A 23,455-nucleotide genomic window follows, 5' to 3' on the forward strand; every position below is an offset into this window, starting at 1 on the left:
GAAACGGCTTCACCGCCATATCCGGCCTCCGGTTCCGCTTCGCTCCACCTCCGCCCGGATATGGCGGCGGCGAGCATAATCCACTAACAATCAACCCGGTCCACTCGCCGGGGGCAGGTCAGGAGCGGATTCGAACTCTCGATACGGTTCCGCGAAAGTTCACTGGACAGCCTGTGAACCGGCCTCAACGATTCGCCCAGCGCAATGAAATTTCCCAGTAATTTAGGTGCCCATCATATTTGTCTCGGGCGCGCCAGCCTGTCGCGGCGTAGAACGGTTCGTTCATGCAACGAACGGGTGCGTTCGGGCATTACGCTCTCACTGATTTAACAGGAGAGATACAGTGACCAAGACATTCATGCTCGCGCTCGTGGCCGCGACTTCGCTCGTCGCCCCGGCGGCGGTGGCGCAGTCACCTTCGGACAATGCGCGCTTCCAATCGGCGCAGGACAATTTCAATCGTGAGCGCCAGATTTTCCGCGACCAATCGCGTTATCGCCAGTCCGACGGACGTTATCGTCAGGCGTCGGACCGGATGGATCGTGCATTCTCGGCCTATCGTTCGGAACTCGATCGCTATCAGCAGACCGTGCGCGCCTCGGGCTATGCGTCGAACGGCGGCTACAACAACAATGGCTACAACAACGGCTATAACGACAATTACCAGGACGATCCGAACTACGATCCGGCCCGTTACTATCGTGACGGCAATTACCAGGAGCGCGTCCTGTCTTCGGACGACCGCGTTTATCGTGGCAATGACGGGCGTTATTACTGCAAGCGGACCGACGGCACGACGGGCCTGATCGTTGGTGCGGGCGCCGGCGGCCTGCTCGGTAATGTCATCGACGGCGGCCATTCGCGCGGCGTCGGCACGATCCTCGGTGCGGTCGGGGGTGCCTTGGCAGGACGTGCGATCGAACGCAGCGCGGACCGCGATGCCAACGGGCAGATCCGCTGCCGGTAAATCGACTGCCTGAATTTTAGGCACGAATGCCCGCGCTGCTTGCAGCGCGGGCATTTTCGTATCTGGCGTTATCGCGCCAATGGGCCATGTTGCACTGCCGCAGGGCTGCGGCCTATGCTGTCCATAATTCGGGGATTCGACGCCACGTGAAAAAGATCGAAGCGATCATCAAGCCGTTCAAGCTCGACGAAGTGAAGGACGCCCTGCACGATGTCGGCGTCAGCGGGATTACCGTCCTCGAAGCCAAGGGCTTTGGCCGCCAAAAGGGCCACACCGAATTATACCGTGGCGCCGAATATGTCGTCGATTTCCTCCCCAAGGTGAAGCTGGAGGTCGTCGTTGACGACGATATGGCGGCGCGCGTGGTTGAGGCGATCGCTGCGGCGGCACAGACCGGGCGCATCGGCGACGGCAAGATTTTCGTCCTTCCCGTCGAATCCGCGCTGCGCATCCGCACCGGCGAGACCGACAGCGACGCGATCTAGTTTCAGTTTAACTCAAGAGCGGGACTCTCATGGCCAAGAACAAGAACAGCGCGTCGGACATCCTCAAGCGGATCAAGGATGAGGAGATCGAGTGGGTCGATCTTCGCTTCACCGATCCCAAGGGCAAGTGGCAACATCTGACCATGGTCTCGACCGTACTTGGTGAAGACGAGCTCACCGACGGATTGATGTTCGACGGATCGTCGATCGCGGGGTGGAAGGCGATCAACGAGTCCGACATGATCCTCCAGCCCGATCTGGACGCGGTCTATGTCGATCCATTCTCGGCCACGCCGATGATGATCATATTCTGCGACATCGTCGAGCCGGGCACCGGCGAGCTTTACGCCCGCGACCCGCGCTCCTGCGCCAAGCGCGCCGAGGCCTATGTCGCCAACACCGGCATCGGCGACACGGTCTATGTGGGACCCGAAGCCGAGTTCTTCATGTTCGACGATGTGAAGTACGAGAACGGCTATGCCGGTTCGGGCTACAAGATCGACGATATCGAACTGCCGACCAACACCAACACCAGCTATGATGGCGGCAATATGGGCCATCGCCCGGGCGCCAAGGGCGGGTATTTCCCCGTCGCGCCGGTGGATTCGGCGGTCGATATCCGTGGCGAAATGGTCTCGACGATGATCGAGATGGGCCTGCCGTGCGACAAGCATCACCACGAAGTCGCCGCCGCGCAACACGAACTGGGGCTGACCTTCGGCACGCTGGTCCAGACCGCCGACCGCATGCAGATCTACAAATACGTCGTGCATCAGGTCGCGCATGCCTATGGCAAGACCGCGACGTTCATGCCCAAGCCGATCAAGGAAGATAACGGCTCGGGCATGCACACGCATATCTCGATCTGGGCGAAGGGTGAGCCGCTGTTCGCAGGGAACGGCTATGCCGGGCTCAGCGACATGTGCCTGTATTTCATCGGCGGCGTCATCAAGCACGCCAAGTCGCTCAACGCCTTCACCAACCCGTCGACCAACAGCTACAAGCGGCTGGTCCCGGGTTACGAAGCGCCGGTGCTGCTGGCCTATTCCAGCCGCAACCGCTCCGCATCGTGCCGCATCCCGTACGGCACGGGCAGCAAGTCGAAGCGCGTCGAATTCCGTTTCCCCGACGCGCTGGCCAACCCTTATCTGTGCTATGCGGCGATCCTGATGGCCGGGCTCGACGGCATCCAGAACAAGATCCACCCGGGCGACCCGATGGACAAGAATTTGTACGACCTGCCGCCCGCGGAGTTGGAACAGGTCCCGACGGTGTGCGGTTCGCTGCGTGAGGCATTGGAAAGCCTCGCCGCCGACCACGCCTATCTGCTGAAAGGCGACGTGTTCACCAAGGACCAGATCGACAGCTATATCGAGCTGAAATACGAAGACGTCGCGCGCTGGGAAATGACCCCCAGCGCGGTCGAATTCGATATGTATTATAGCTCGTAGAAGCGATGGTTAAGTCAAGCGGTGCGAAGCACGCGCGGCTTAGCTACGACTTCGAAGAACCGATCGGCCTCGGGCAGGCCGCCCGAGGACCGACGTCACGGGATTTACTTCCGTGACGTCCCTGCCCCCACGCTTGCCACGATCAACCCACTGCAAGCGCAACTCGACGCCGCCGTCGCATTCTCGCACCAATTACCCCTAAGCCGCCGATCAGCATGCCCCAGGAGGCCGGTTCCGGTACGCTCAATGCCAGATTGGCGCTTAGCGCTTCGACAACTGCCGGAGCGGTGCCCGGCGCAAAATTAACGTGAAAGCTGTGCGTTGCGTCGACCGTGGCTCCATGAATAGCGAGCGTCTCGAGAAAGCCGTAGATATAAATCTGCTGCTGCGGCGCGAGCGTCAGCGGATGGCCATCGCAGCCGAGAGTCGTGTCGAGCGTCATTGTCAAAGATTGTGCAACAGCGCCCACGGCGTAGCCGCCGCGTCCCAATGTCTGGGCGTCCGCCGCCAGCACGCCAGGCGCTCCGCAGGTGAGGTCGGCGTCGGAAAGGAGATGGCCCTGCCATAGATCGGCGGTACCGACGACGAGCCGAGATCGCGCCTGACCATAGCTGTAGGGATACGACCCCGGACCGAGCGGGTTAGAATAATTGATCGGGGCGTAAGTGATCGAAAAATCGATATTTCCGACCAAAGGCAGTGGTATCGGAGTGGGGCCGTTATAAGTGTAGGCGAACAATGTGCTCGCATAAGCGTAGGACGTTACATAGCGCCCGCGTTCATTGGGCGGTGTGTAAGCACCGGCTTTCAAAATGGGCAAATCGGACGATGCATCCGCCGAAGTGAACGCGATCGCCGAACCGAGGCTTCGATTCTGCGCGTCGGCGCGGCGAATGTAACTTCCGTTTTCGATGCCCAAGGTCAGGCCATGATAGTCCTCGGCATAGGCATAGGGTTTGGCCACGCCGATCGGCACGGTCGTCAACCCAGGCTCGCAAACGTCCGCCGCTGGTCCGTTCGGACACGTCGCCGTGAGCGCATAAGTCCCTGAACGACTCGTAAAATACTCGGCGGCCGATGCGCCGGTCGCCGTAAATGTCAGAAATGACGCGAGTATCGCGATTCTCATCGATTGCCTCCCCCGATAGCTCGGAAAAGGTGTCAGGATCACGACTTGCCGTCAAATCTGCAGCCTCAAGTCGCGCCCACGCGGGAGCACATCAACTTTTGCCGAACCCAAAAAAAGGGCCGGAGCATCACCGCCCCGGCCCTCAATTCTCCAACGAAAAAGCCGAACGCTTACGCGCCCGCCAACTCCGCCGTATCGATCTTCACGCCCGGCCCCATCGTGGAGCTCAGCGCGACCTTCTTCAAATACTTGCCCTTGGCGCCCGACGGCTTGGCCTTGGTCACCGCGTCGAGCAGCGCGTCGAAATTGGCGCGCAGGTCTTCGGCGGGGAAGCTCACCTTGCCGATGCCCGAATGGATGATGCCGGCCTTTTCGACGCGATATTCGATCTGGCCGCCCTTGGCCGCCTTGACCGCTTCGCCGACGTTCATCGTCACGGTACCCAGCTTCGGGTTGGGCATCATGCCCTTCGGCCCGAGGATTTTGCCGAGGCGACCGACGACACCCATCATGTCGGGCGTCGCGATGCAGCGGTCGAAATCGATGGTGCCGCCCTGGACGATTTCCATCAGGTCTTCGGCACCGACAACATCGGCACCGGCTTCGCGGGCCTCATCGGCCTTGGCACCCTTGGCAAACACGCCGACGCGGACGGTCTTGCCGGTGCCCTTGGGCAGGGTCACGACGCCACGGACCATCTGGTCGGCGTGACGCGGATCGACGCCCAGCGCGAGCGCGACTTCGACGGTTTCGTCGAACTTCGACTTGGCGTGGCTCTTCACCAGCGCGATGGCTTCATCGACATTGTGCATTTTGGTCGCGTCGACGGTGATGGCTTTCGCCTTCTTGCTCTGAAATGCCATGGTTCAGCCCTCCACCACTTCGAGGCCCATCGCACGGGCACTGCCTTCGATGATCCGCGTGGCTGCGTCCATGTCGTTGGCGTTGAGATCCTTCATCTTGGTCTGGGCGATTTCGGTCAGCGCCGAACGCTTGATCTTGCCCGCCGAAATCTTGCCCGGCTCCTTCGAGCCCGCCTTCAAATTCGCCGCCTTCTTGATCAGGAAGCTCGCCGGGGGCGTCTTGGTCGCAAAGCTGAACGAACGGTCAGCATAGACGGTGATGACCGTCGGGATCGGCGCGCCCTTTTCAAGGTCGCCCGTCGCGGCGTTGAACGCCTTGCAGAATTCCATGATGTTGACGCCGCGCTGACCGAGCGCCGGGCCGATCGGGGGGCTGGGGTTCGCGGCGCCGGCCGGCACCTGCAGCTTGATATAGCCGGTAATCTTTTTGGCCATGGTTCACTCTCTTCCAAGTTTAGCGGTCAGGCAGACGCAGCAAAGCATCCTCCCGCAATGGTCCATCGGTAAATGGATGCGCGGACCACTAGGGGAAAAGCGGCCCGCGCGCAAGCTCAGCAAGGGCTCCTCAACCGAAGCTGTGCTTGATCGTGATATAGGGGATGACGTGCTGGTTTCGCTGGCGTTGTTCGAACGTATCGGGGTTCGGATTGGCGCGGCTCGGGGTGAAGAAAATACGGTATCGCGCCGACGTGACGTCCAGCGCGTTGCGCACCCCGGCGGTAAACGTCGTTTTCTTGTCCGGGCGATATTCGGCAAACACCGAACTATACGGTTGCATGCCGTAAAAACTGTCCAATTCGTTCTGGCGATATTGGGTCGACAGCGACGCGCTTTCCAGGTGAACGCCATACGCGAACTTGCCCAGATCCTGCCGGTAATCCGCGGTCCAGAACGACGTCGAATTGCCCGAGAACCGCCGCTTGCGCCCGGTATACGGGTCGCGGACCGACGTATCGACGATCGAGCCGTACAGCGTCAGGCGCCCGCCCTTGATCCCCAATTTGCCCAGCGGCGCATCGATCGTCCCGCGCCACAACAGTTCGCGGCCCGACCCGATATTACCCGGCGCGTCGAAGCCATCGGGCGTCGGAATGCGGTCCTGCAGCAGCGAAATTCTGGTATAGCCGAGCTCGAGCTTGAGCAGCCCGTCGCCAAGGAACGGACGGTCGAGCGTCAAATTGCTCTGCCACGCGCGTTGCGGCAACAGGTCCGCATTGCCGCCATTGACGCGGTCGTTGGCCAGTTCGGCGACCGAGATGAAATCCTCGAACTGCAGCTGCGCGACCGTGCGCTGGACCGACAATTGCGCGTGCAGATCGGGCAATTGCCAATCGAGCGTCGCCTTGGGTTTGAGGAATTTGAGCGTACGGTCGGCCAAGGCGTCGCCGCGCACCGTCAACTTCGATGCTTCGTACGTCACCCCGACGTCGAGCCGCAGCTTGTTGGCGATCGGCCGCCCGACATTGGCGAACACCTCCCCGCGATATTCCTTCACGATCGCGTGATCGATCGGCAGGTCGATGGGCGTGCGGCCGCCCGTCGCGTCGAATACGGACAGGTCGACATCGCTGACCAGCCGGTTGATTGCCGCCTCCCCGCCAATCTCCGCGCTCCACCCATTCCAGTTCGACCGCGACCAGACGAGGCGCGCCAGACTTTCGTCGCGGTGGTCCGCCAGCAACTGCTCGGTCCCGCCGCTGACGATCCCGCCCGGGCGCACGAAACTGGTGTCCAGATTGTTGCGCTCGCGCCGCGTGACCAGCCCGATCAGCTTCAATCCGCCGCCCGCGAACGGCCGCGTCACGTCGCCGCCGATTTCCCAATTGTCGAACTTGTAACGCTGGAACAACCGGTCGTCGCGCGCCGGGCCGACCGACGGCGTCACCTGATTATATTGGCTCAGCTTGAACCGGTCGATCAGATAGCGGCCATTGAGATGGGCGGTCTTGTTGGTCCCATCATTATAGTCCCACGCCGCCGACAACGACGCCGCGGGTTCGCGCGTGTCGTTGAGCTTTTTGCGATATTCCAGCTGCTGCCCGCTCGGCAGCGCGGTGATACGGTCATAGCCCTCCTCGGGAAAACCATTGGCGCTGAGGTTGGCGCCGAGCGTGAAGCTCGACGGTCCGCGCTTGAGCACCACCGACGCATTGCCGTCGGGCAGATACCGCCCGGTGAACGTGCGATAGGCGGTCGCCTCGACCTGTCCCGTCATGCCCGATGCTGCCGTCAGCACGACGTTGGCGACTTGCGACTTGCCGATATATTCGGCGCCGAACTGGTCGCCCGGCGCGATCTCGATCTTGACCACGCGACTGGCGGGGATGCGCGACAACACGGTGTCGAGCGTGTCGCTCTTCGACGACGGCCGCTGCCCGTCGATCACCACATTGCCCGCCGCTTGTGAAAAGCCGCGCACATTCTGGTCGCCCTGATCGAAGCTGAACCCCGGCAGTCGCTGGATCATCTGCAGCGCGTTGGACGGGGCATATTGCTGAAAATACGCGGCGTCATAACTGGTCCGCGCAGCGCGACCGGGCTCGGCAGCCGTCTGCGACTGCGCCGGCGGTGTCGTGGCCGGAGTCGGTGTCGGCGTTGCCGCCTGCGCGAAAACGGGCGCAGCCGTTCCAGCCAGCAACAGGACGAGCAGGTTTTTCATATCAATGTCGCCCCATGATCCGGCGCGTGACCAGTTCGCCCGCGCTCGGCCGTCCGCCCATCGCCGCCGCGGCGCGCGCGAATTCGGGCGTCACGCCGTGAATGCGCATGTTGATCAGGTCGCCCGCAGGCAAATCGCGATAACCGGCGTCGGCCAGACCCTGGACCCATGCGGGGCTGACCCCGTGAATCCGCATGGCGATAACCGCTCCGCCCCGCTCGTTGCCAAGCGCGCGGTCGGCGGCGGTCAACCCATGCAGCCAGGCGGCGGTCACGCCATGAATGCGATAGGCGATGAGATCGTCGATGGTGATGCCGCGCTGACCGGCACTCGCCAGTCCCTGCAGCCAATCCGCGCTTGCGCCGTGGATGGTGAGCGCCAAAACCTGATCCAGCGTCGGGCGCGGATATCCAAAGTGGCCAAGCGCATCGACCGTCGCGATATGCGCGTCGAGCGCCGTCAGCATGAAACTCTGATCCTCGTCGGGCCGCGCGATGCCATGCCGTACCAGCGCATCGGCAAAGGCCGGATCGGCGGCGAAGCGACATGTCCCGGTCCCGCGTCTTGCCCGCATCACGCCATCGCAATCGAGCCGCCCGGCTTCGCGCCGCAACGTGAAATGGACCGCACCATCGGTGCGCATGTCGAGACCTTGGAGACTGTCCGGCGCGATGCCGAAACTGTTGCTGTTGGTATGCCCGGGCCGCGAGCGCTCGAGCTGGAGTTGCACCCGATCGGCCTTGTCGCTCGGGCTGATCGTCCAGCCGGTCTCCTGCGCCAATGCGCAACTCGATGTGCCGAGGGCGAGCGCCCCCACGGCCATGACGGCGTAGCGTAGCATGTCTCTCTCCTGAACTTGTCTGGTTTTAGTTGTCGTCGTCCGCGTCGCCGGCGGATCGCCGGGGTTCGCGCGGGGGTGCCGGCGGCTGTGGCATGGCCTGCCGCAAGGCTTGGCGCACCTCGACCCGAATGGCGCGCGCATCGACCTGGACCGACAGGGCATCCGCGCGAGCCCGGGCACCGGCGCGCGCCAAATCCGCGCTGACCCCGTTCACCCGCAACGCCACGAGCTCTTCGGGCCGTGGACGCGGTCCGCCCGCCGCAGTGATCTTGCGGACATAATCGGGCGTGACATCCTGCACCCGCAGGGCAATCAACTGCCCGGTGCTCAGCCGCGGATAGCCCGCCGCCGCCATGCCGCGAACATAGTCCGGGCCGATCCCCTGCACCGCCAGCGCGGTGATCTCACCGCCGCTGAGCCCCGAATAACCCAGCTTGGCCATGTCGCGGAGCCATTCCGCGGTGACCCCCTGCGTGCTCATCGCCACCAGTTCACTCGCGGAAAAACGCCGCCCGGTACGCTGCGCTTCGACCGCGCCGCGACTGGCCTCGTCGCGCACGCGCTGACCGGCCGATGCTTCGGCACGCGCATCGGCTGCGACAGCTTCGGCGTCGATCTGTGCCTGATAGGCAGAATGCTTCGGCGCCAGAGGAGCCAGAGGTGCAGCCGGGGCGACAGGAGCCACCGCAAGAACGGCGCGCGGCACAACTGGGGCGACCGCGGCTGCCGGGGCGCGCAGGGTCAACGCGGCGAGTGGCGTGCCGAGCCCGAGGCCGACGAGCAGCCCGACGATCGCAAACCCCAGCCCCGCCGGCGCACGCCGCAACTTCGCGTCCAGAACGCGCGTGACGCGCCGCCGCAGCGATCCCTTGCCCGGCGCAACGCCATTGGCGGCGAGCAGCAGTCCGCGACATTCGTGCCGTGCGTGGCCGACCAGGATCGCGGCGTAATCGGACCGATCGACTTCGTGGCGCAACACCGCATCGTCGGCGGCTTCCTCTCGCAATTCATGGCATTGGCGGGCCAGCGCCCAAACCAACGGATTGAACCAGTAAAGCGCGGTCGCCGCACGGGCGAGCAACAGCTTGGCCCAATCCGAGCGTGCGACGTGGGCCAGTTCGTGCGCAATGATCGCCTCGGCTTCGCCTTCTGCCGACAAGGCGCGCTCGTCGAGCACGATGGTCGGGCGGAACAGTCCCCAACTCACCGGCGAAGCGATATCCGGGCTGACCAGCAATGCCGCGCCCGACTTGAACCCCATCCGCCGCTGCGCATGCGCCAGCGCGCCGAGCCAGGCGGGCTCGACCAGCACCGTCGCCCGGCGGCGCAGTCCGAACAGCCGGCTGACCGCGACGACGGTGACGCCGCCGAGCAAGACCGCCGGGATCGCATACAGCCATGACGGCGCCATGATATCGCACAGCCACGCCAGTTGATCGCTGAACGCCCAATAGGGGAGGACCAACGCGGCGAACGGCACCGCCAGCGTAATCGCCAGCCCGAGATGCGCCACGAAGCTGCGTTCCGCCGCCGTGCGGTCGCGCATGACGCGCAATGCGCCGAGCGTCAGCCCGCTCGCCAGCAGAGTCTTGAACGCGACCTCCGCGACCTGGCCCATGTGGATGGTGCTGATCATGCCGATTTCTCCGCCCGCGCATCCGCGATGAGTTTTTCGAGCGCGTCGAGTTCGTCTTCGTCGAGCTGCTCGGTCATGCCGAGCAACGCCGTCGCGGCGCTGACCGGCGATCCCTTGAAGAATGTTCGCACGACCTGAGTCAGCGCAGTCGCTTTCGCGCGATCCTCGGCAACGCGCGGCGCATAGACGAAGCCGCGGTCGGACGCTTCGCGCCGGACGAAATTCTTCGATTCGAGCCGCGTCAGCATCGCACGAATCGCCGACGCGCTGAGCGTATCGGGCAATGCGTCGCCGACTTCCGCAACGGTCGATGGTCCACGCGCGTAGAGCAGATCGACGATCTGCCTCTCACGCGGCGCCAAACGGTCCAGCATCCCCGAATCCTCCAAACTACATTTGTAGCTTTAAGCTACATTTGTAGCGCCCCGCAAGCATTATTTTTGCTCGCTCCCTGATAGCCTGCGTAACGACCTCATCTTTCGCGCCGCTGAACAGCCGTCCTGAAACTTAGACCAGTTAGGGTCGTTAGGTCCGCGAACCCCAAGGAGATTTCCGTGCCGTACATTCTCACCGACGATGAAGTCGAAATCTACGTCAAGGCCTGGGGTCCCGAGGGCGGCAAGCCCGTCGTATTGATCCACGGCTGGCCGCTCAGCGCCGACAGCTGGGACGACATTGCCAACAAGCTCGCCGACAATGGCTATCGCGCCATCGCTTACGATCGCCGCGGTTTCGGCCGGTCGGATCAACCCGATGGCGGCTATGATTACGACACGCTCGCCAGTGACCTTGGCGCGGTCCTCGAAGAATATGCCGACGGTCAACCGGCGGCGCTGGTCGGCTTTTCGATGGGCGGCGGCGAAGTCGTCCGCTACATCGCCGGGAACGGCAGCGACACTGTCAGCCACGCCGTGCTGATCTCATCGGTCGTGCCGTATATGCTCAAGACCGCCGACAATCCGGACGGCGTGGACCAAAGCGTGTTCGACGGCATTACCGAAGGTATTCGCCAGGATCGCATGGCGTTCCTCCAGGACTTCGCCAAGAATTTCTACGGGGTCGGGCTGATCGACAAGCCCGTCAGCCAAGGTGTCCTGGACCAGTTCTTCAACCTCGGTTCGCAAGCCGGCCTGCGCGGGACCCTCGCCTGCGCGAACGCGTTTGCGACGACCGATTTCCGCCCCGATTGCGCCAGCGTAAAGGTGCCGACGTTGATCCTCCACGGCACCGGCGACAAGGTCGTGCCGATCGATGGGTCGGCGCGACAAGCGGCGAAACTGATTCCGCAGGCGCAGTTGATCGAACTCGACGGCGAACCGCACGGCACGCTCGCCACCTGCAAGGATGACATCGTCCGGCATCTGCTCGATTTCCTCCACGGCGAAACCCGCCCGGCCATCGGCGGGGGACAAGCTGACATTGCAGACTATCAACAAACCGCCACGTTGAACCCGACGCTGTGACGTTTATGGGGGGCGCGTGACCGAGACACCCGCGCCCTCTTCCCCGCTGACGATCCGCGATTTTCGATACTTCCTGCTGGCCCGGTTCTTCGCGAACTGGGGCACACTGTCGATGGTCGTGATCCTGGGTTACCAGTTGTACGAAACGGCGCGCGGGCCGGTTTACGGCATGTCGATTCGCGACGCATCCTTCTACCTCGGCTTGCTCGGGCTGGCGCAATTCGTCCCGCTGTTGATGCTTGCGCCGGTGACCGGCTGGACGGCGGACCGGTTCGAGCGGCGCACGATCGTTCGTATCGCCAACGGCGTCGATTTGATCATCGCCTTGGCGCTGACATTCTTCACCTGGTCTGGCACATTGACGCTGCCATCTCTGTTCGCGCTCGCCGCGCTGCATGGTGCCGCGCGCGGGTTCATCGGCCCGGCCAGTTCCTCGATCACCCCCAATATCGTCTCGGCCGAGCAATTGCCGCGCGCGATCGCGATGAGCACCATCGCGTGGCAGGCCGCGGCGATCAGCGGTCCGGCGGTCGCGGGCTATTTGTACGCCAGCCATCCGACCTCGGCCTACGTCTTCTCGTCGGTCAGCCTGATCGTCTCGATTCTCGCGCTCACGCCGATCCGTCGCGTCGTCCCGCCGCCGATGGCGCGCGACCGGCATCCGTTGCGGCAGATGCTCGACGGACTGACGTATGTGCGCGGCCACCGTTTCCTGCTCGGCGCGATCACGCTGGACTTGTTTGCGGTGCTACTCGGCGGTGCGACGGCGCTGCTGCCAGTCTACGCGCGCGACATTCTGCATGTCGGGCCGCAGGGGCTGGGCGAATTGCGCACCGCCACCGCAGCGGGCGCCGCGATCGTCGCGCTGTGGTTCGCGTTCAATCCGTTGAAAGACAATGTCGGCGTCAAGATGCTGTTTGCTGTGGCGGGCTTTGGCGGCGCGACGATCCTGTTCGGCATATCGACCTGGATGCCGCTATCCGCGCTGGCGCTTGCCTTGCTCGGCGCGTGCGACATGTTTTCGGTCTATGTCCGCTCCAGCCTGGTCCAGTTGCACACCCCTGACGCCATGCGCGGTCGCGTATCGGCGGTGTCGGGCGTGGCGATTTCCGCCTCGAACGAATTGGGCGAAGTTCAATCGGGCGTGGCCGCAGCCTTGCTCGGCCCGGTCGGTGCAATCGTCGTTGGCGGGGCCGCCGCTGTAGCGATTGCCGCCGGATGGGCGTATCTCTTCCCGGAAATCAGGCGCGCGCGAACCTTTGCGCCACCACCGCAAATTCAGGAGACTGTCGCATGAAGGCCAACAACATCCTCGAAACCATCGGCAACACCGCACACATCCGCGTGTCGAAGCTGTTCCCCAATGCCGAGGTGTGGATCAAGTCCGAACGCTCGAACCCCGGCGGGTCGATCAAGGACCGCATCGCGCTGGCGATGATCGAGGATGCAGAGAAGAGCGGAGCGCTTCAACCCGGCGGCACGATCGTCGAACCGACGTCGGGCAACACCGGCATCGGCCTCGCAATGGTCGCCGCGGTAAAGGGCTATAAACTCGTCCTCGTCATGCCCGAAAGCATGAGCATCGAGCGCCGCCGCCTGATGCTCGCATACGGCGCGACCTTCGATCTGACTCCGCGTGAAAAGGGCATGAAGGGGGCAATCGAACGTGCGGTCGAACTCGTCGCCGGCACCCCCGGCGCGTGGATGCCGCAGCAATTCGAAAACCCGGCGAACATCGAAGTCCACACGCGCACGACCGCGCAGGAAATCCTCGCCGATTTCGGCGATGCGCCATTCGATGCGCTGGTCACCGGTGTCGGCACGGGCGGGCATATTACAGGCGTCGCCGAAGTCCTTAAAAAGGCCTGGCCGAACCTTAAAGTGTTCGCGGTCGAACCAACCCTGTCGCCGGTCATTTCGGGCGGTCAGCCCGGCCCGCATCCGATCCAGGGCATCGGCGCGGGATTCATCCCCGCCAACCTCCACACCCAGCTGCTCGACGGCGTGATCAAGGTCGAGCCGCAGGACGCCAAGACGATGGCCAAGCGCGCCGCCGCCGAAGAAGGTATGCTGGTCGGCATCTCATCGGGCGCGACCCTGGCCGCCATCGCGCAAAAACTCCCCGAACTGGGCGCAAATGCGAAGGTGCTCGGCTTCAACTACGACACCGGCGAGCGTTATCTGTCGGTGCCGGACTTCCTGCCCGAGTAGCGATCGAGGAACGCCGCGCTGGCGTCGAGCACGTCGCCCTTGCCGCGGAACGGCCGCGACAGCGCCATCACGATGTCTTCGTGATTCAGTCCGGCATATTCCTTGAGCAGCACTGGCGCGCCGAGTTGACCCATGCGGCGCGCGAGATTGCGGGCGTTTTTGGGGCGCACTGTCGTATCCTCGGTGCCGGTGACCAGCATCAGCGGAGGCGCATCGCGCGTGACCAGCGCCAACGGCTGCGTCTGGCGATAGTCCGCAACACCCTGCATCGCGGCAATCGCTCTGCCGGTGAACGGGTAGAAATCATACGGCCCCGACAACCCGACCGCGCCGAACACCACCTTGGGATCGACGCCCGCCGCGCGCAGATAGCGGGGATCGGTCGCCAGCATGATCGCAGTATAGGCCCCTGCCGAATGGCCGGAGAAGGCGATGCGTTTTGGGTCGCCGCCATATTTCGCGATGTTCGCCTCGACCCATTTCACCGCCGCCGCGCCGTCCTGAACAAAGACCGGGAAACGCACTTCGGGCACCAGCCGATAGTCGGGCATCACAACCAGATAGCCCTTCGCGGCATAGGCGCGCGCGGCAAAGCCGTAATCCTCCTTCGACCCCTTCACCCATCCGCCGCCATACCAGAAGATCAGCACCGGCTTGGGCGCGGTGCCGCCGGGCCCATCCCAAATGTCGAGGCTGTGCCGGTTGCCCGGCAAATACGGAATGCTCGCGGCGACACGCGTCGCCGGGCTCGGCCACAGCCGGTCGATCAAGTCGAGCGCCGATGGTGGCGAGCGATAATAAGCGATGCCGATCAGCGTCAGCCCGAACAGCAACACCCCGCCGACGGCACTCAGTAAGACCTTGATCACGCCGCTTCGAACGCCTCGACCGGCAGCGCCATCATACTCTCCGCGCCGCTTTCGATCTTGCGGCGCAGTGCCATCGTGTCGGGCATAATCCGTTCGCCGAAGAATCGCGCGGTGGTCAGCTTGGCATTCAGGAACGCCGCATCGCCCTCCCCCGCGTCGAGCAACGCTTGTGCGGCCTTGGCCATGCGCAGCCACATCAGCCCGACCGCGACGGTACCCATCAGATGCATGTACGACACCGATCCGGCCCCGGCATTGTTGGGGTTGGCCATACCGTTCTGCATCAACCACATCGTCGCCGCCTGCAGGTCCGCCGTCGCCGCTTCAAGCTTACCAGCATAATCGGCAAGAGCTGGCGTGTTCTTGGCTTCGGCAACCTCGCTGGTCAGCACGCCCAGAAACGCCTGCAACCCGCGTCCGCCGTTCTGCGCCAGCTTGCGCCCGACCAGATCGAGCGCCTGAATGCCGTTGGTGCCTTCGTAAATCTGCGCGATGCGGGCATCACGGACGTACTGCTCCATGCCCCATTCGGCGATATAGCCATGCCCGCCATAGACCTGCTGGCTGTTGACCGCGATTTCGAACCCCTTGTCTGTGCCATAGCCCTTGATCACCGGGGTCAGCAGCTGAAGGATATCGTCAGCGACCTGCCGATCCGCCTCGTCGGTCGCTTTGTGCGCGAGGTCGACCTGCAATCCGCCCCACAGGATTAGTGCGCGCAGCCCTTCGGTCAGCGCCTTGGCCTCCATCAGCATGCGGCGCACGTCCGGATGAACGAACAAGGTGTCGGCCTTTTGCTCGGGCTCCGCCTTGCCGGTCAGCGCGCGCCCCTGACGGCGGTCCTTCGCGTAGTGGACGGCGTTCTGATACGCGACCTCGCCCAGCGCCATGCCTTGAAGTCCGACGCCCAGCCGCGCGGCATTCATCATGATGAACATCGCGGCGAGGCCCTTCATCTCCTCACCGACGAGGAAGCCGGTCGCGCCGTCGTAATTCATGACGCAGGTCGAATTGCCGTGAATGCCCATCTTGTGTTCGATCGACCCGCACGACACCGCGTTGCGCGCGCCCAGCGAGCCGTCGTCGCCGACCATGAACTTGGGCACGATGAACAGGCTGATGCCCTTGACGCTGTCCGGCGCGCCGGGGGTCTTGGCCAGCACCAGATGGATGATGTTGCTCGTCAAATCGTGCTCGCCCGACGAGATGAAGATTTTCGTGCCGGTGATCGCGAAGCTGCCGTCATCCTGCGGCACCGCGCGGGTGGTGATGAGGCCGAGATCGGTGCCGCATTGCGGTTCGGTCAAATTCATCGTGCCGGTCCATTCGCCCGACACCATTTTGGGCACATACATCGTCTGTTGCTCGGGCGAACCCTTCGCGATGATCGCCTCGATCGCGCCGCGCGTCAGGCCGAAATACATGCCGAAAGCGGTGTTGGCGCTCGACATGAATTCGCCGAATGCGGTGCCCAGCACATGCGGCAACCCCTGCCCGCCGAATTCCTCGGGCGCGCCCAACGTGTTCCAGCCCGCTTCGACCATCGCATCGTAAGCCGCCTTGAACCCGGTCGGCGTCGTCACCGATCCGTCCGGATGGCGCGTGCAGCCCTCACGGTCGCCGACCTGGTTGAGCGGGAACAGCGTGTCGGCGATGAACCGGCCGCCCTCGCCCAACACCGCTTCGACCGTATCCGCGCTGGCGCTCTCGAACCCCGGCAGGTTCGAATAGCGCTCGAGCCCGAGCACATGATCGAGGATGAAGCGCGTGTCGCGCAGCGGCGGAGTGTATTGGGGCATTGAAAAAGTCCTTGAGGGGCAGGTTTACTGGGCCGCGCCGTCGGCGGCCTGAACGGTGCGGATAAAGCGCTGGAGCTCGTCGATATGCGCGTCGATGTCGGTGCGCTGGCGTTTCATCAATTCGATGCGCGCCAGGCATTTGTCGATGGTGACGTGACGCTGCGTCGCGCGATTGTCGCCGACATCGTACAGGTCGATCATCTCGCGAATGTCGGCCAGGCTGAAACCGACCCGCTTGGCGCGCAAAATCCACGCCAGCCGCGCGCGATCGCGCTTGGTATAGACCCGCACCGTGCCGCGACGCACGGGCTGGATCAGCCCCTCGTCTTCATAAAAGCGCAAGGCGCGCGCAGTAACGTCGAATTCCTGGCTGAGGTCGGAGATGCTATACTGGTGCCGGTCCCGATAATCGGGCGTTTCGAGCGTGGCATGCGTCCCGATGTCGGCCATGTGCCAGTGTTACTTTCCGTAAACGTAAAGCACAAGACGTTGCGGGCCGAACCTGTTACCCGTGCGTTGAGCATGACGAAGGAACCGACGATGGCACGAAACGGGCAGAATGCATGGATGGGCCTTGGGCTCGAGATGTGGACGCTGGGCATGGAGTCCGCGTCGGTCATCGGCCTGCGCACGATGAAGCTGGCGCAAGGCGGTCCGGCGGCGGGTCGCGAGGCCGAATTGATGGTCTCGGAAAAGATCGCCACCGCCTTCGACGTGCAGATGAAGCTGATGACCGGAGGTTTCGGGTTTATCCCTGCCGTCGCCGCCAGCAAGGCGGTCGGTGAGTACGCCACGAAAGTCCGCGCCAACCGCAAGCGGCTCAGCCGCTAACTGATAACGGTCAACGTCGTGTCGCCATCCTGTGAAGAGACAGCACGATAGAAACAGCTCCGCGCACCGGTGTGGCATGCGGGGCCAGCGGGCTCGCAGATCATCAGTAACGCATCCTGATCGCAATCCACGCGCAGTTCGATCACGCGCAAGGTGTTGCCGCTTTCCTCGCCCTTCTTCCATAATTTGCCGCGCGACCGGCTCCAGAAATGCGCGAAACCGGTCGATCGGGTCAGGCTCAGTGCCTCGGCATTAAGGTGCGCGACCATCAGGACTTCTCGCGTGGTCGCGTCGGTGACGACCCCGGTGATCAGGCCATTTGCATCCCAGCGCGGGGCGAATTTGGTGTCGTTCGGCATCGCATCGTCATGAACCGGACGCGGGTGACTTGGAACCCCGCTATCGTGCGGCGATATTCGTCCCTAAGCGGTCCGGCACACATCGGAGCCCGTCATGTCGACCAACCTCATCGTTTCCGCATTCTATATCTTTGCGCTGGTCGCCGTCGCTTCGGCGCTAATGGCGTGGATGCTCCTCTATCTCCGCAAGCGCGGCAAGCGCGTTCCGCTGGCGGGCCGGCGCGACGAAACCATCGTCCAGCGGCGCGACGAAAACCCGACGCCGACCGACCCGATGTGACAAAAGCGCGACAAGTGACGGCGGCGACCGTATAGGCTGCCTTACCCCGCGCCCCCGAGTCCCGCCGCCATGAACACGAACCCGTTTGACGACGATAAACTTCGCGAAGAGTGCGGCGTGTTCGGCGTGTGGCAGGCGGACGCCGCCGCTGCTTTGGTCGCGCTCGGGCTCCATGCGCTGCAGCATCGCGGGCAGGAAGCCGCCGGCATCACCAGCTGGGACGGCCATCATTTCCACTCGCACCGCGCGATGGGCCATGTCGCCGGGAATTTCGACCGGGACGAGGTCATTCGCGGCTTGCCGGGACGAGTCGCCGCGGGGCACGTCCGCTATGCCACCACCGGCGACACCGTCCTGCGCAACGTTCAGCCGCTATACGCCGACCTTGCTTCGGGCGGGTTCGCGGTGGCGCATAACGGCAACATCTCGAACGCGATCAAACTGCGCCATGATCTGGTGCGGCGCGGTTCGATCTTCCAATCGACCAGCGATACCGAAGTCATCATCCACCTCGTCGCGACCAGCACCTATCGCACGCTGATCGACAAGTTCGTCGACGCCCTGCGCCAGGTCGAAGGCGCCTACTCGCTGGTGTGCATGACGCCGGAGGGCATGATCGCCTGCCGTGATCCGCTGGGCGTCCGCCCGCTGGTCATGGGCAAGCTCGGCGATTCGACGATCTTCGCTTCGGAAACCGTGGCACTCGATGTGGTCGGTGCGGAATTCGAGCGCGAGATCGACCCGGGCGAGATCGTCATCGTCACCGAAAGCGGCATCAAGTCGCTCAAGCCCTTCCCCGCGATACACGCTCGGCCGTGCATTTTCGAACATGTCTATTTCAGCCGCCCCGATTCGATCGTCGCGGGCAGCAGCGTGTACGACGTGCGCAAGGCGATTGGTGCGCAGCTGGCGATCGAAAGCCCGGTCGATGCCGACCTCGTCATCCCCGTTCCCGACAGCGGCACCCCCGCAGCAATCGGCTATGCCCAGCAATCGGGCATCCCGTTCGAGCTCGGCATCATCCGTTCGCATTACGTCGGCCGCACCTTCATCCAGCCGGGCGATCAGGTGCGGCACCTCGGCGTCAAGCTGAAGCACAATGCCAACCGCGCATTGATCGCGGGCAAGCGCGTCATCCTCGTCGATGATTCGATCGTGCGCGGAACGACCAGCCTGAAGATCGTGCAGATGATGCGCGATGCCGGCGCCGCCGAAGTCCACATGCGCATCGCCAGCCCGCCGACGCGGCACAGCTGTTACTACGGCGTCGACACGCCCGAACGCACCAAGCTGCTCGCGCACAAGCTCGACGTCGGCGGCATGACTGACTTCATTCACGCCGACAGCCTCGCGTTCGTCAGCATCGACGGCCTCTACAAGGCCCTCGGCGAAGCCCGCCGCGCCGACGTCCGCCCGCAATATTGCGACGCCTGCTTCACCGGCGACTATCCGACACGGCTGACCGATCAGGAAGATCTGCCGGTCACCGACCAGTTCGAGATGCTGGCGGAGCGGGCGCTTTAGAACTGCGGGATCATACGAGCTGCCTGTCGGCTAACGACCCATAACCAGTCGTAGACGAAGCCTTTACCCTATCCTGGAACTGGACATTGTGGAGCGGGCTTTTGACACCCGCTACACCCCGGAAAGCGGCTGTTGGGTGCTGGTGTCAGAACCGACCGAGGCTGTTGAAAAAGTCCGGATCAAGCATCTCCCAGCCTTTTGGAGCGGCTGCAAAAGAATGTGCTTTGGTTAAGTGATTGAAACGGCTGCGACGTGTTTTACCAGATCGGCTCAGAAACCTCTTTCCGGATCATCAGCCTACTTTTTCAACAGTCTCGAACGGTTATGACAAGTCAAACTGACCCACTTAGTGACCCCGGCCAACGCTCGCCTTGGTTTGGCTCAATGGCCGTACCTGGGTCAGCAATTCCTCAAACATGCGGCCAGGTTCCTCGATAAAGGGCAGGTGCGCCGAGTGCTCGAACCAGACGACTTTCTTGCGTGGGGCGCGAAGCCGGTTAAGCCAGCCTGCCGCGATCGGCGACGGCGTGGTGTAGTCCTGCCGGCCCAGGAACATGAACACGGGCGTGTCGATCCGGTCGAGCTTGGCAAACGATATGTCGGCGAGCTGTGGAAACATTGTCTTCATCGTGAACGCGCTGCCGTCGTCCCAAGCCTGGCGGTCGGCGGTTGTATACTCCGGCGAAAGACGCGGTGCACGGAAGTAGAAGTCGGCGTTGTCGCGCCCCGCCGCGAGCCCGCCGTAGCGGATGTTCCACTTGCGCTCGGTCCCCAGCTTCTGGAGGTCGAACGCGCCGGGGCCGGGGTAGGGCCGCAACGCTTCCAGCTCGCGCACAGCTTCGGTGTTGCCCGCTGCCTGCGCCCTCGCAAGAGTCCACGCGTAGCCTTCTCGCTCGTTCTCGCGAAAGTCGATCACTTGACCGACGCCAACATAAGCGTGGAGCAGATCAGGACGCTTCGCCGCGACCATCATGCCGACGATGGAGCCCCAGCTGTGGCCGAGCACGATCACCTTGCGCTGACCGTAACGCTTTTGGAGCAGCTCGATCAGCTCAATCGCGTCGTCCCGGTAGCGCTCAGGCCTGAGCGTCGAGGCGAGCGCGGCCGGGTCATTCAGGAGAAACGACCGGCCCGCGCCCCGCTGGTCCCATTGGACGACGGTGAAGTGATCTTCCCAAGGTCGCTGAAACGCCCAAGCAATCGGCATTTCCACGGCGGCCGGTCCGCCGTGAATGAAGAGCAGTATGGGATTCGTCCGGTCCGCGCCGCGCACGTTGACCACCTGCCGCGCGCCGCCCAGCGTCGCCTCGAACGTCTCCTGAACCCCGTTGGGCGTGACGATGCGGTTGATGTCGGCAACGACCGCGCGTCCCTGGGCATAAGGGTCAGGCACGGGGGATACTTGCGCCGCGCTAGGCGTGGTAAGTGCGAGAGAAGTCGCCAGCATAAGAGTTTTCTGCAAGTAAAATTCTCCTTTATAGCGGAGCACGTAGCTTCAACGGTGGCGTGCGACAAACGGTCGGTGTCACAACCGTTCGAGGCTGTTGAAAAACTAACGCTTGCGGACGTTGAGGCTGAGTGATTCACTCGGTCCAGGCGGGCGGGAGTGCGGAGCATGATGGGTCAGCAGGTGGCGCAAGGGTCGCTGTTTTACGGCTTCCGGCTCGAGGATCACGTGCCCGGCGACCACCTTCTGCGTCGAATCGACGGGCTGCTCGACTTTGGCTTCGTGCGCGAGGCGCTGGCGGGCAGCTATAGTGCGGCGGGGCGGCCGTCGATTGATCCCGAGCTCATGCTGCGGATGCTGTTGGTCGGCTATTTGTTCGGCATCCGGTCTGAACGACGGCTGTGCCAGGAGGTGCATCTCAACCTTGCCTATCGCTGGTTCTGTCGCCTCGATCTTGGCGATGCTGTCCCCGACCACTCGACCTTCTCCAAGAACCGGCAGGGCCGCTTCCGCGAGTGCGATCTGTATCGCCTGCTGTTCGAGCAGGTGGTTGCGCGATGCGCCGCCGTTGGACTGGTCGCTGGCCGCGACCTTGCCGTGGATGGCAGCACGATCCATGGCGGACGCGAGCTGGGAGAAGAAGTTGCCTGGCGCGACTGCCGCCGACGAGCTTCGCGCGCGCGATACGGTGTCCCGGCCCGTGGCCGAGTATCTTGCCGCGCTCGACGCCGCGCTGCCGGTTGCTGCCGACGAACGCGAGCCGATCGATCCCAAGCATATCTCACCAACCGACCCGCAGGCGGCGTTGACCCGCAAGCACGGTCCGGCACGCTACGCTTATGCGATCAACCCGCTGCTCGACCTCGATACCGACTGCATCCTTGATGTCGAAGCTACGCCTGCACGCTCCTCAGCGGAGGTCGCGGCAGCCCAAACCCTCATCACGCGCGCCAAGGCGAAGCTCGGCATCGCACCCGTCCAGCTTGCAGCCGACAAGGCCTATGGCAATGGCCCGCTGCTCGGGTGGCTGATCGACGAGGGCATCACGCCGCATGTGCCGGTGATCGACCGAACCCGACAGCGCGACAACTTCTTCACCCGCGACGCCTTCCGGTACGAACCCGATGCCAACGTCTACCGCTGCCCGAACGACAAACTCCTGACGTACCGGGGCACGGTGCAGGCAAGCCAGGTCCGCGCTTATCGCAGCCGTCCCGCCGACTGCGCCGCGTGCGCGCTCAAGCCGCAATGCACGACGGCGAGGCAGCGTGCAGTTACGCGCCTGGTCACCGAAGATGCGCGTGATCAGGTCCGTGCCCTAAGCGGCACCGAAGCCTCGATTCGCGCGCGACAGCGACGAAAGCGGATCGAGCGCATGTTCGGGCACCTCAAGCGCAACCTCAACCTCAGATCATTGAAGCTGAGAGGCCTGAAAGGAGCCGCCGAAGAGTTTACGATGGCAGCCGCCGCCTACAACCTCCAGCTACTTGCCAATCGGGCGACACCAGCCTGAGCAGAGAGGGTCGGTCGCCCTCTCGCGGCCAATGCCAGTCGAGGCCTCAGCCGCGAACCGCACGGCCTTTTTCAACAGCCTCGACCGGTTGTGACACCGACAAAAGTCTCGGACCGGGGTTTTAGAAGCAGGCAAATCCTTGCTTTGAAGGAACCACTTAGGCGGCCAAAGCGCCGCCCAATCGACTTCTAAGCTCAGCTGGATCGAGCTTTGCCATCGGCACGGCACACTCCATAACCAGCCTTCCGGCTATAGCTGGCGGTATCACGTCTTTGCCCATCTTAATGACATTCTGCACGGCAAACCCAAACAAGGTCACACGTTCTTGCAATACCGGAACACGCTGCTCGATCATCGGCAGAACGATGGGCCAAAGATCCCGGACATAATTAATCGGCAGGTCGCTCGGCTTATGCTGTTCCGGGACGCGCGGTTGACCGAACTCCGATCCGCCAAGTGTGCTTGCAACGTATCCGCTGATCTCGACGAAATCAGGATATTCCCGACTTCCTAGATGATTGATCATGCCCGCTACAAGCGCCCAAAGCGACAGGTCAGTTCCGGCTAACAAATGGTTTGCCGGATCGCCGAGATAATAGCGACTACCATCCGCCGTCTCAACTTCCACGATACCGCACTCCCGGCTGCTCCGGTTCAAAGCGGCTGCCTGCTTCAGCACACTATGTATGACACAGAAACCCGCGAGTGATCCAAGAATAGCGAGGAGACTCTCGACGTGCACGCCCCGCTCGGTCTTTATCCCGTCGAGCAGCCGCTGCACCAATTTCTCGGCACCAATCTTCAAATGTACGACTGGATCTTTAGACCGGGCGTCTTCGATCGCCGCATCCAGCAGTGCCGCTTTCTGCGCGCCTTGGTCCTCGACAGCGTCCTTCTTTCTGCCGAACATCTTGCCAAACATGCTTCCTCCCGAGTCTCGTATCACACGCGCTGAGGGCATGTCTGCTACCAGACAGCGGGAAATTAGTCGTTAATGGCTGGGCTGGACGCTCGCTGCCTCGTCATCGCTGGTGTCACAACCGAACGGTTTTGACACAAGGCGGAACAGCAGCTTACGTCACCTTGACGCCTGAAAGCAGACCGAGAACTAACCACCCAATTGCAGAC

The 23,455-nt window shown here is 63.1% G+C and carries 22 protein-coding genes and 2 pseudogenes; 11 read left to right on the plus strand and 13 right to left on the minus strand.

Translation table 11 applies throughout. The annotated features are described in order from the left end of the window. The 4 genes and pseudogenes from ACM9ME_RS14630 to glnA form a co-directional block, all read left to right on the plus strand. A pseudogene (locus ACM9ME_RS14630) lies at positions 1 to 87 on the plus strand (integrase catalytic subunit); the annotation flags it as partial. Positions 88 to 343: 256 nt separating this feature from the next. After that, positions 344 to 967, plus strand: a complete 624-nt coding sequence (locus ACM9ME_RS14635) for a glycine zipper 2TM domain-containing protein (RefSeq protein ID WP_415644202.1) — start codon at positions 344 to 346, stop codon at positions 965 to 967. Between the two features lie 146 nt (positions 968 to 1,113). Next, the gene (locus ACM9ME_RS14640; protein WP_415644203.1) at positions 1,114 to 1,452 is read left to right on the plus strand and encodes a P-II family nitrogen regulator; all 339 of its coding nucleotides are present in this window, start codon (positions 1,114 to 1,116) and stop codon (positions 1,450 to 1,452) included. A gap of 29 nt (positions 1,453 to 1,481) precedes the next feature. Next, the gene (gene glnA / locus ACM9ME_RS14645) at positions 1,482 to 2,903 is read left to right on the plus strand and encodes a type I glutamate--ammonia ligase (protein ID WP_415644204.1); all 1,422 of its coding nucleotides are present in this window, start codon (positions 1,482 to 1,484) and stop codon (positions 2,901 to 2,903) included. A gap of 142 nt (positions 2,904 to 3,045) precedes the next feature. Here the strand turns inward: glnA and ACM9ME_RS14650 are convergent, their stop codons facing one another. From ACM9ME_RS14650 to ACM9ME_RS14680, 7 genes are all read right to left on the minus strand, one after another. Then, positions 3,046 to 3,879 (minus strand): PEPxxWA-CTERM sorting domain-containing protein, encoded by an 834-nt coding sequence (locus tag ACM9ME_RS14650; protein ID WP_415644205.1) that lies wholly within the window; start codon positions 3,877 to 3,879, stop codon positions 3,046 to 3,048. A gap of 323 nt (positions 3,880 to 4,202) precedes the next feature. After that, positions 4,203 to 4,895, minus strand: coding sequence for a 50S ribosomal protein L1 (gene rplA, locus ACM9ME_RS14655; RefSeq protein WP_415644206.1), 693 nt, complete (start codon positions 4,893 to 4,895; stop codon positions 4,203 to 4,205). A 3-nt stretch (positions 4,896 to 4,898) separates the two neighbouring features. Next, entirely contained in the window at positions 4,899 to 5,330 is a 432-nt protein-coding gene (gene rplK / locus ACM9ME_RS14660) for a 50S ribosomal protein L11 (RefSeq protein WP_415644207.1), read from the minus strand. 130 nt (positions 5,331 to 5,460) lie between these two features. After that, complete coding sequence (locus tag ACM9ME_RS14665; RefSeq protein WP_415644208.1) at positions 5,461 to 7,554, minus strand: TonB-dependent receptor plug domain-containing protein; 2,094 nt, start codon at positions 7,552 to 7,554, stop codon at positions 5,461 to 5,463. 1 nt (position 7,555) lies between these two features. Then, entirely contained in the window at positions 7,556 to 8,395 is an 840-nt protein-coding gene (locus tag ACM9ME_RS14670; protein WP_415644209.1) for a hypothetical protein, read from the minus strand. A gap of 25 nt (positions 8,396 to 8,420) precedes the next feature. Continuing rightward, positions 8,421 to 10,031 (minus strand): M56 family metallopeptidase, encoded by a 1,611-nt coding sequence (locus tag ACM9ME_RS14675; RefSeq protein WP_415644210.1) that lies wholly within the window; start codon positions 10,029 to 10,031, stop codon positions 8,421 to 8,423. Then, positions 10,028 to 10,405: a BlaI/MecI/CopY family transcriptional regulator gene (locus tag ACM9ME_RS14680; protein ID WP_415644211.1), complete on the minus strand. Its 378-nt coding sequence runs from the start codon at positions 10,403 to 10,405 to the stop codon at positions 10,028 to 10,030. The genes ACM9ME_RS14675 and ACM9ME_RS14680 overlap by 4 nt, the downstream gene beginning before the upstream one ends. Positions 10,406 to 10,585: 180 nt before the next feature. Between ACM9ME_RS14680 and ACM9ME_RS14685 the strand changes: the two genes are divergently transcribed. Genes ACM9ME_RS14685 through cysK form a run of 3 tightly spaced genes read left to right on the plus strand, consistent with a single transcriptional unit; the run spans position 10,586 to position 13,705 of the window. Further along, complete coding sequence (locus tag ACM9ME_RS14685; protein WP_415644212.1) at positions 10,586 to 11,494, plus strand: alpha/beta fold hydrolase; 909 nt, start codon at positions 10,586 to 10,588, stop codon at positions 11,492 to 11,494. A gap of 16 nt (positions 11,495 to 11,510) precedes the next feature. Continuing rightward, positions 11,511 to 12,791 carry an MFS transporter gene (locus ACM9ME_RS14690; protein ID WP_415644213.1) on the plus strand — a complete coding sequence of 427 codons (1,281 nt, stop codon included), beginning with the start codon at positions 11,511 to 11,513 and terminating at the stop codon, positions 12,789 to 12,791. Further along, entirely contained in the window at positions 12,788 to 13,705 is a 918-nt protein-coding gene (cysK, locus tag ACM9ME_RS14695) for a cysteine synthase A (protein WP_415644214.1), read from the plus strand. The genes ACM9ME_RS14690 and cysK overlap by 4 nt, the downstream gene beginning before the upstream one ends. Here the strand turns inward: cysK and ACM9ME_RS14700 are convergent. From ACM9ME_RS14700 to ACM9ME_RS14710, 3 genes are read right to left on the minus strand one after another with little or no spacing between them, the layout of a single operon-like run. Beyond that, positions 13,672 to 14,574, minus strand: coding sequence for an alpha/beta hydrolase (locus tag ACM9ME_RS14700; protein WP_415644215.1), 903 nt, complete (start codon positions 14,572 to 14,574; stop codon positions 13,672 to 13,674). The two genes, cysK and ACM9ME_RS14700, sit on opposite strands and share 34 nt — an antisense overlap. Continuing rightward, positions 14,571 to 16,373, minus strand: a complete 1,803-nt coding sequence (locus ACM9ME_RS14705) for an acyl-CoA dehydrogenase C-terminal domain-containing protein (protein ID WP_415644216.1) — start codon at positions 16,371 to 16,373, stop codon at positions 14,571 to 14,573. The genes ACM9ME_RS14700 and ACM9ME_RS14705 overlap by 4 nt, the downstream gene beginning before the upstream one ends. A 24-nt stretch (positions 16,374 to 16,397) precedes the next feature. After that, the gene (locus tag ACM9ME_RS14710; protein WP_415644217.1) at positions 16,398 to 16,823 is read right to left on the minus strand and encodes a MerR family transcriptional regulator; all 426 of its coding nucleotides are present in this window, start codon (positions 16,821 to 16,823) and stop codon (positions 16,398 to 16,400) included. Positions 16,824 to 16,913: 90 nt separating this feature from the next. Here ACM9ME_RS14710 and ACM9ME_RS14715 point away from each other — a divergent pair, with 90 nt between their 5' ends. Further along, positions 16,914 to 17,204, plus strand: a complete 291-nt coding sequence (locus ACM9ME_RS14715; RefSeq protein ID WP_415644218.1) for a hypothetical protein — start codon at positions 16,914 to 16,916, stop codon at positions 17,202 to 17,204. On the opposite strand, the gene hisI is transcribed toward ACM9ME_RS14715, so the two are convergent. After that, positions 17,201 to 17,563 (minus strand): phosphoribosyl-AMP cyclohydrolase, encoded by a 363-nt coding sequence (hisI, locus tag ACM9ME_RS14720; protein ID WP_415644219.1) that lies wholly within the window; start codon positions 17,561 to 17,563, stop codon positions 17,201 to 17,203. The genes ACM9ME_RS14715 and hisI overlap by 4 nt on opposite strands. 94 nt (positions 17,564 to 17,657) lie before the next feature. Here hisI and ACM9ME_RS14725 point away from each other — a divergent pair, with 94 nt between their 5' ends. Beyond that, the gene (locus ACM9ME_RS14725; protein ID WP_415644220.1) at positions 17,658 to 17,843 is read left to right on the plus strand and encodes a hypothetical protein; all 186 of its coding nucleotides are present in this window, start codon (positions 17,658 to 17,660) and stop codon (positions 17,841 to 17,843) included. A gap of 69 nt (positions 17,844 to 17,912) precedes the next feature. Further along, positions 17,913 to 19,367: an amidophosphoribosyltransferase gene (purF, locus tag ACM9ME_RS14730; protein ID WP_415644221.1), complete on the plus strand. Its 1,455-nt coding sequence runs from the start codon at positions 17,913 to 17,915 to the stop codon at positions 19,365 to 19,367. Positions 19,368 to 19,713: 346 nt separating this feature from the next. On the opposite strand, the gene ACM9ME_RS14735 is transcribed toward purF, so the two are convergent. Next, complete coding sequence (locus ACM9ME_RS14735) at positions 19,714 to 20,856, minus strand: alpha/beta fold hydrolase (RefSeq protein ID WP_415644222.1); 1,143 nt, start codon at positions 20,854 to 20,856, stop codon at positions 19,714 to 19,716. A gap of 126 nt (positions 20,857 to 20,982) precedes the next feature. Here ACM9ME_RS14735 and ACM9ME_RS14740 point away from each other — a divergent pair. Next, positions 20,983 to 22,327: pseudogene (locus ACM9ME_RS14740) on the plus strand (IS1182 family transposase). 157 nt (positions 22,328 to 22,484) lie between these two features. On the opposite strand, the gene ACM9ME_RS14745 reads toward ACM9ME_RS14740, so the two are convergent. After that, complete coding sequence (locus tag ACM9ME_RS14745) at positions 22,485 to 23,249, minus strand: hypothetical protein (protein WP_415644223.1); 765 nt, start codon at positions 23,247 to 23,249, stop codon at positions 22,485 to 22,487. Positions 23,250 to 23,455: the final 206 nt, after the last annotated feature.

It is taken from the genome of Sphingomonas antarctica (assembly GCF_965137005.1).
GTDB lineage: Bacteria > Pseudomonadota > Alphaproteobacteria > Sphingomonadales > Sphingomonadaceae > Sphingomonas_O > Sphingomonas_O antarctica.

Bases quoted from the DNA above. Each gene is read 5' to 3' on its own strand.
- ACM9ME_RS14725 (WP_415644220.1), top strand. From the start codon at position 17,658: ATGTCGACCAACCTCATCGTTTCCGCATTCTATATCTTTGCGCTGGTC.
- hisI (WP_415644219.1), bottom strand. From the start codon at position 17,563: ATGCCGAACGACACCAAATTCGCCCCGCGCTGGGATGCAAATGGCCTG.
- ACM9ME_RS14680 (WP_415644211.1), bottom strand. From the start codon at position 10,405: ATGCTGGACCGTTTGGCGCCGCGTGAGAGGCAGATCGTCGATCTGCTC.
- rplA (WP_415644206.1), bottom strand. From the start codon at position 4,895: ATGGCATTTCAGAGCAAGAAGGCGAAAGCCATCACCGTCGACGCGACC.
- ACM9ME_RS14705 (WP_415644216.1), bottom strand. From the start codon at position 16,373: ATGCCCCAATACACTCCGCCGCTGCGCGACACGCGCTTCATCCTCGAT.
- ACM9ME_RS14745 (WP_415644223.1), bottom strand. From the start codon at position 23,249: ATGTTTGGCAAGATGTTCGGCAGAAAGAAGGACGCTGTCGAGGACCAA.
- glnA (WP_415644204.1), top strand. From the start codon at position 1,482: ATGGCCAAGAACAAGAACAGCGCGTCGGACATCCTCAAGCGGATCAAG.
- ACM9ME_RS14715 (WP_415644218.1), top strand. From the start codon at position 16,914: ATGGCACGAAACGGGCAGAATGCATGGATGGGCCTTGGGCTCGAGATG.
- ACM9ME_RS14670 (WP_415644209.1), bottom strand. From the start codon at position 8,395: ATGCTACGCTACGCCGTCATGGCCGTGGGGGCGCTCGCCCTCGGCACA.
- rplK (WP_415644207.1), bottom strand. From the start codon at position 5,330: ATGGCCAAAAAGATTACCGGCTATATCAAGCTGCAGGTGCCGGCCGGC.
- cysK (WP_415644214.1), top strand. From the start codon at position 12,788: ATGAAGGCCAACAACATCCTCGAAACCATCGGCAACACCGCACACATC.
- ACM9ME_RS14710 (WP_415644217.1), bottom strand. From the start codon at position 16,823: ATGGCCGACATCGGGACGCATGCCACGCTCGAAACGCCCGATTATCGG.
- ACM9ME_RS14675 (WP_415644210.1), bottom strand. From the start codon at position 10,031: ATGATCAGCACCATCCACATGGGCCAGGTCGCGGAGGTCGCGTTCAAG.
- ACM9ME_RS14665 (WP_415644208.1), bottom strand. From the start codon at position 7,554: ATGAAAAACCTGCTCGTCCTGTTGCTGGCTGGAACGGCTGCGCCCGTT.
- purF (WP_415644221.1), top strand. From the start codon at position 17,913: ATGAACACGAACCCGTTTGACGACGATAAACTTCGCGAAGAGTGCGGC.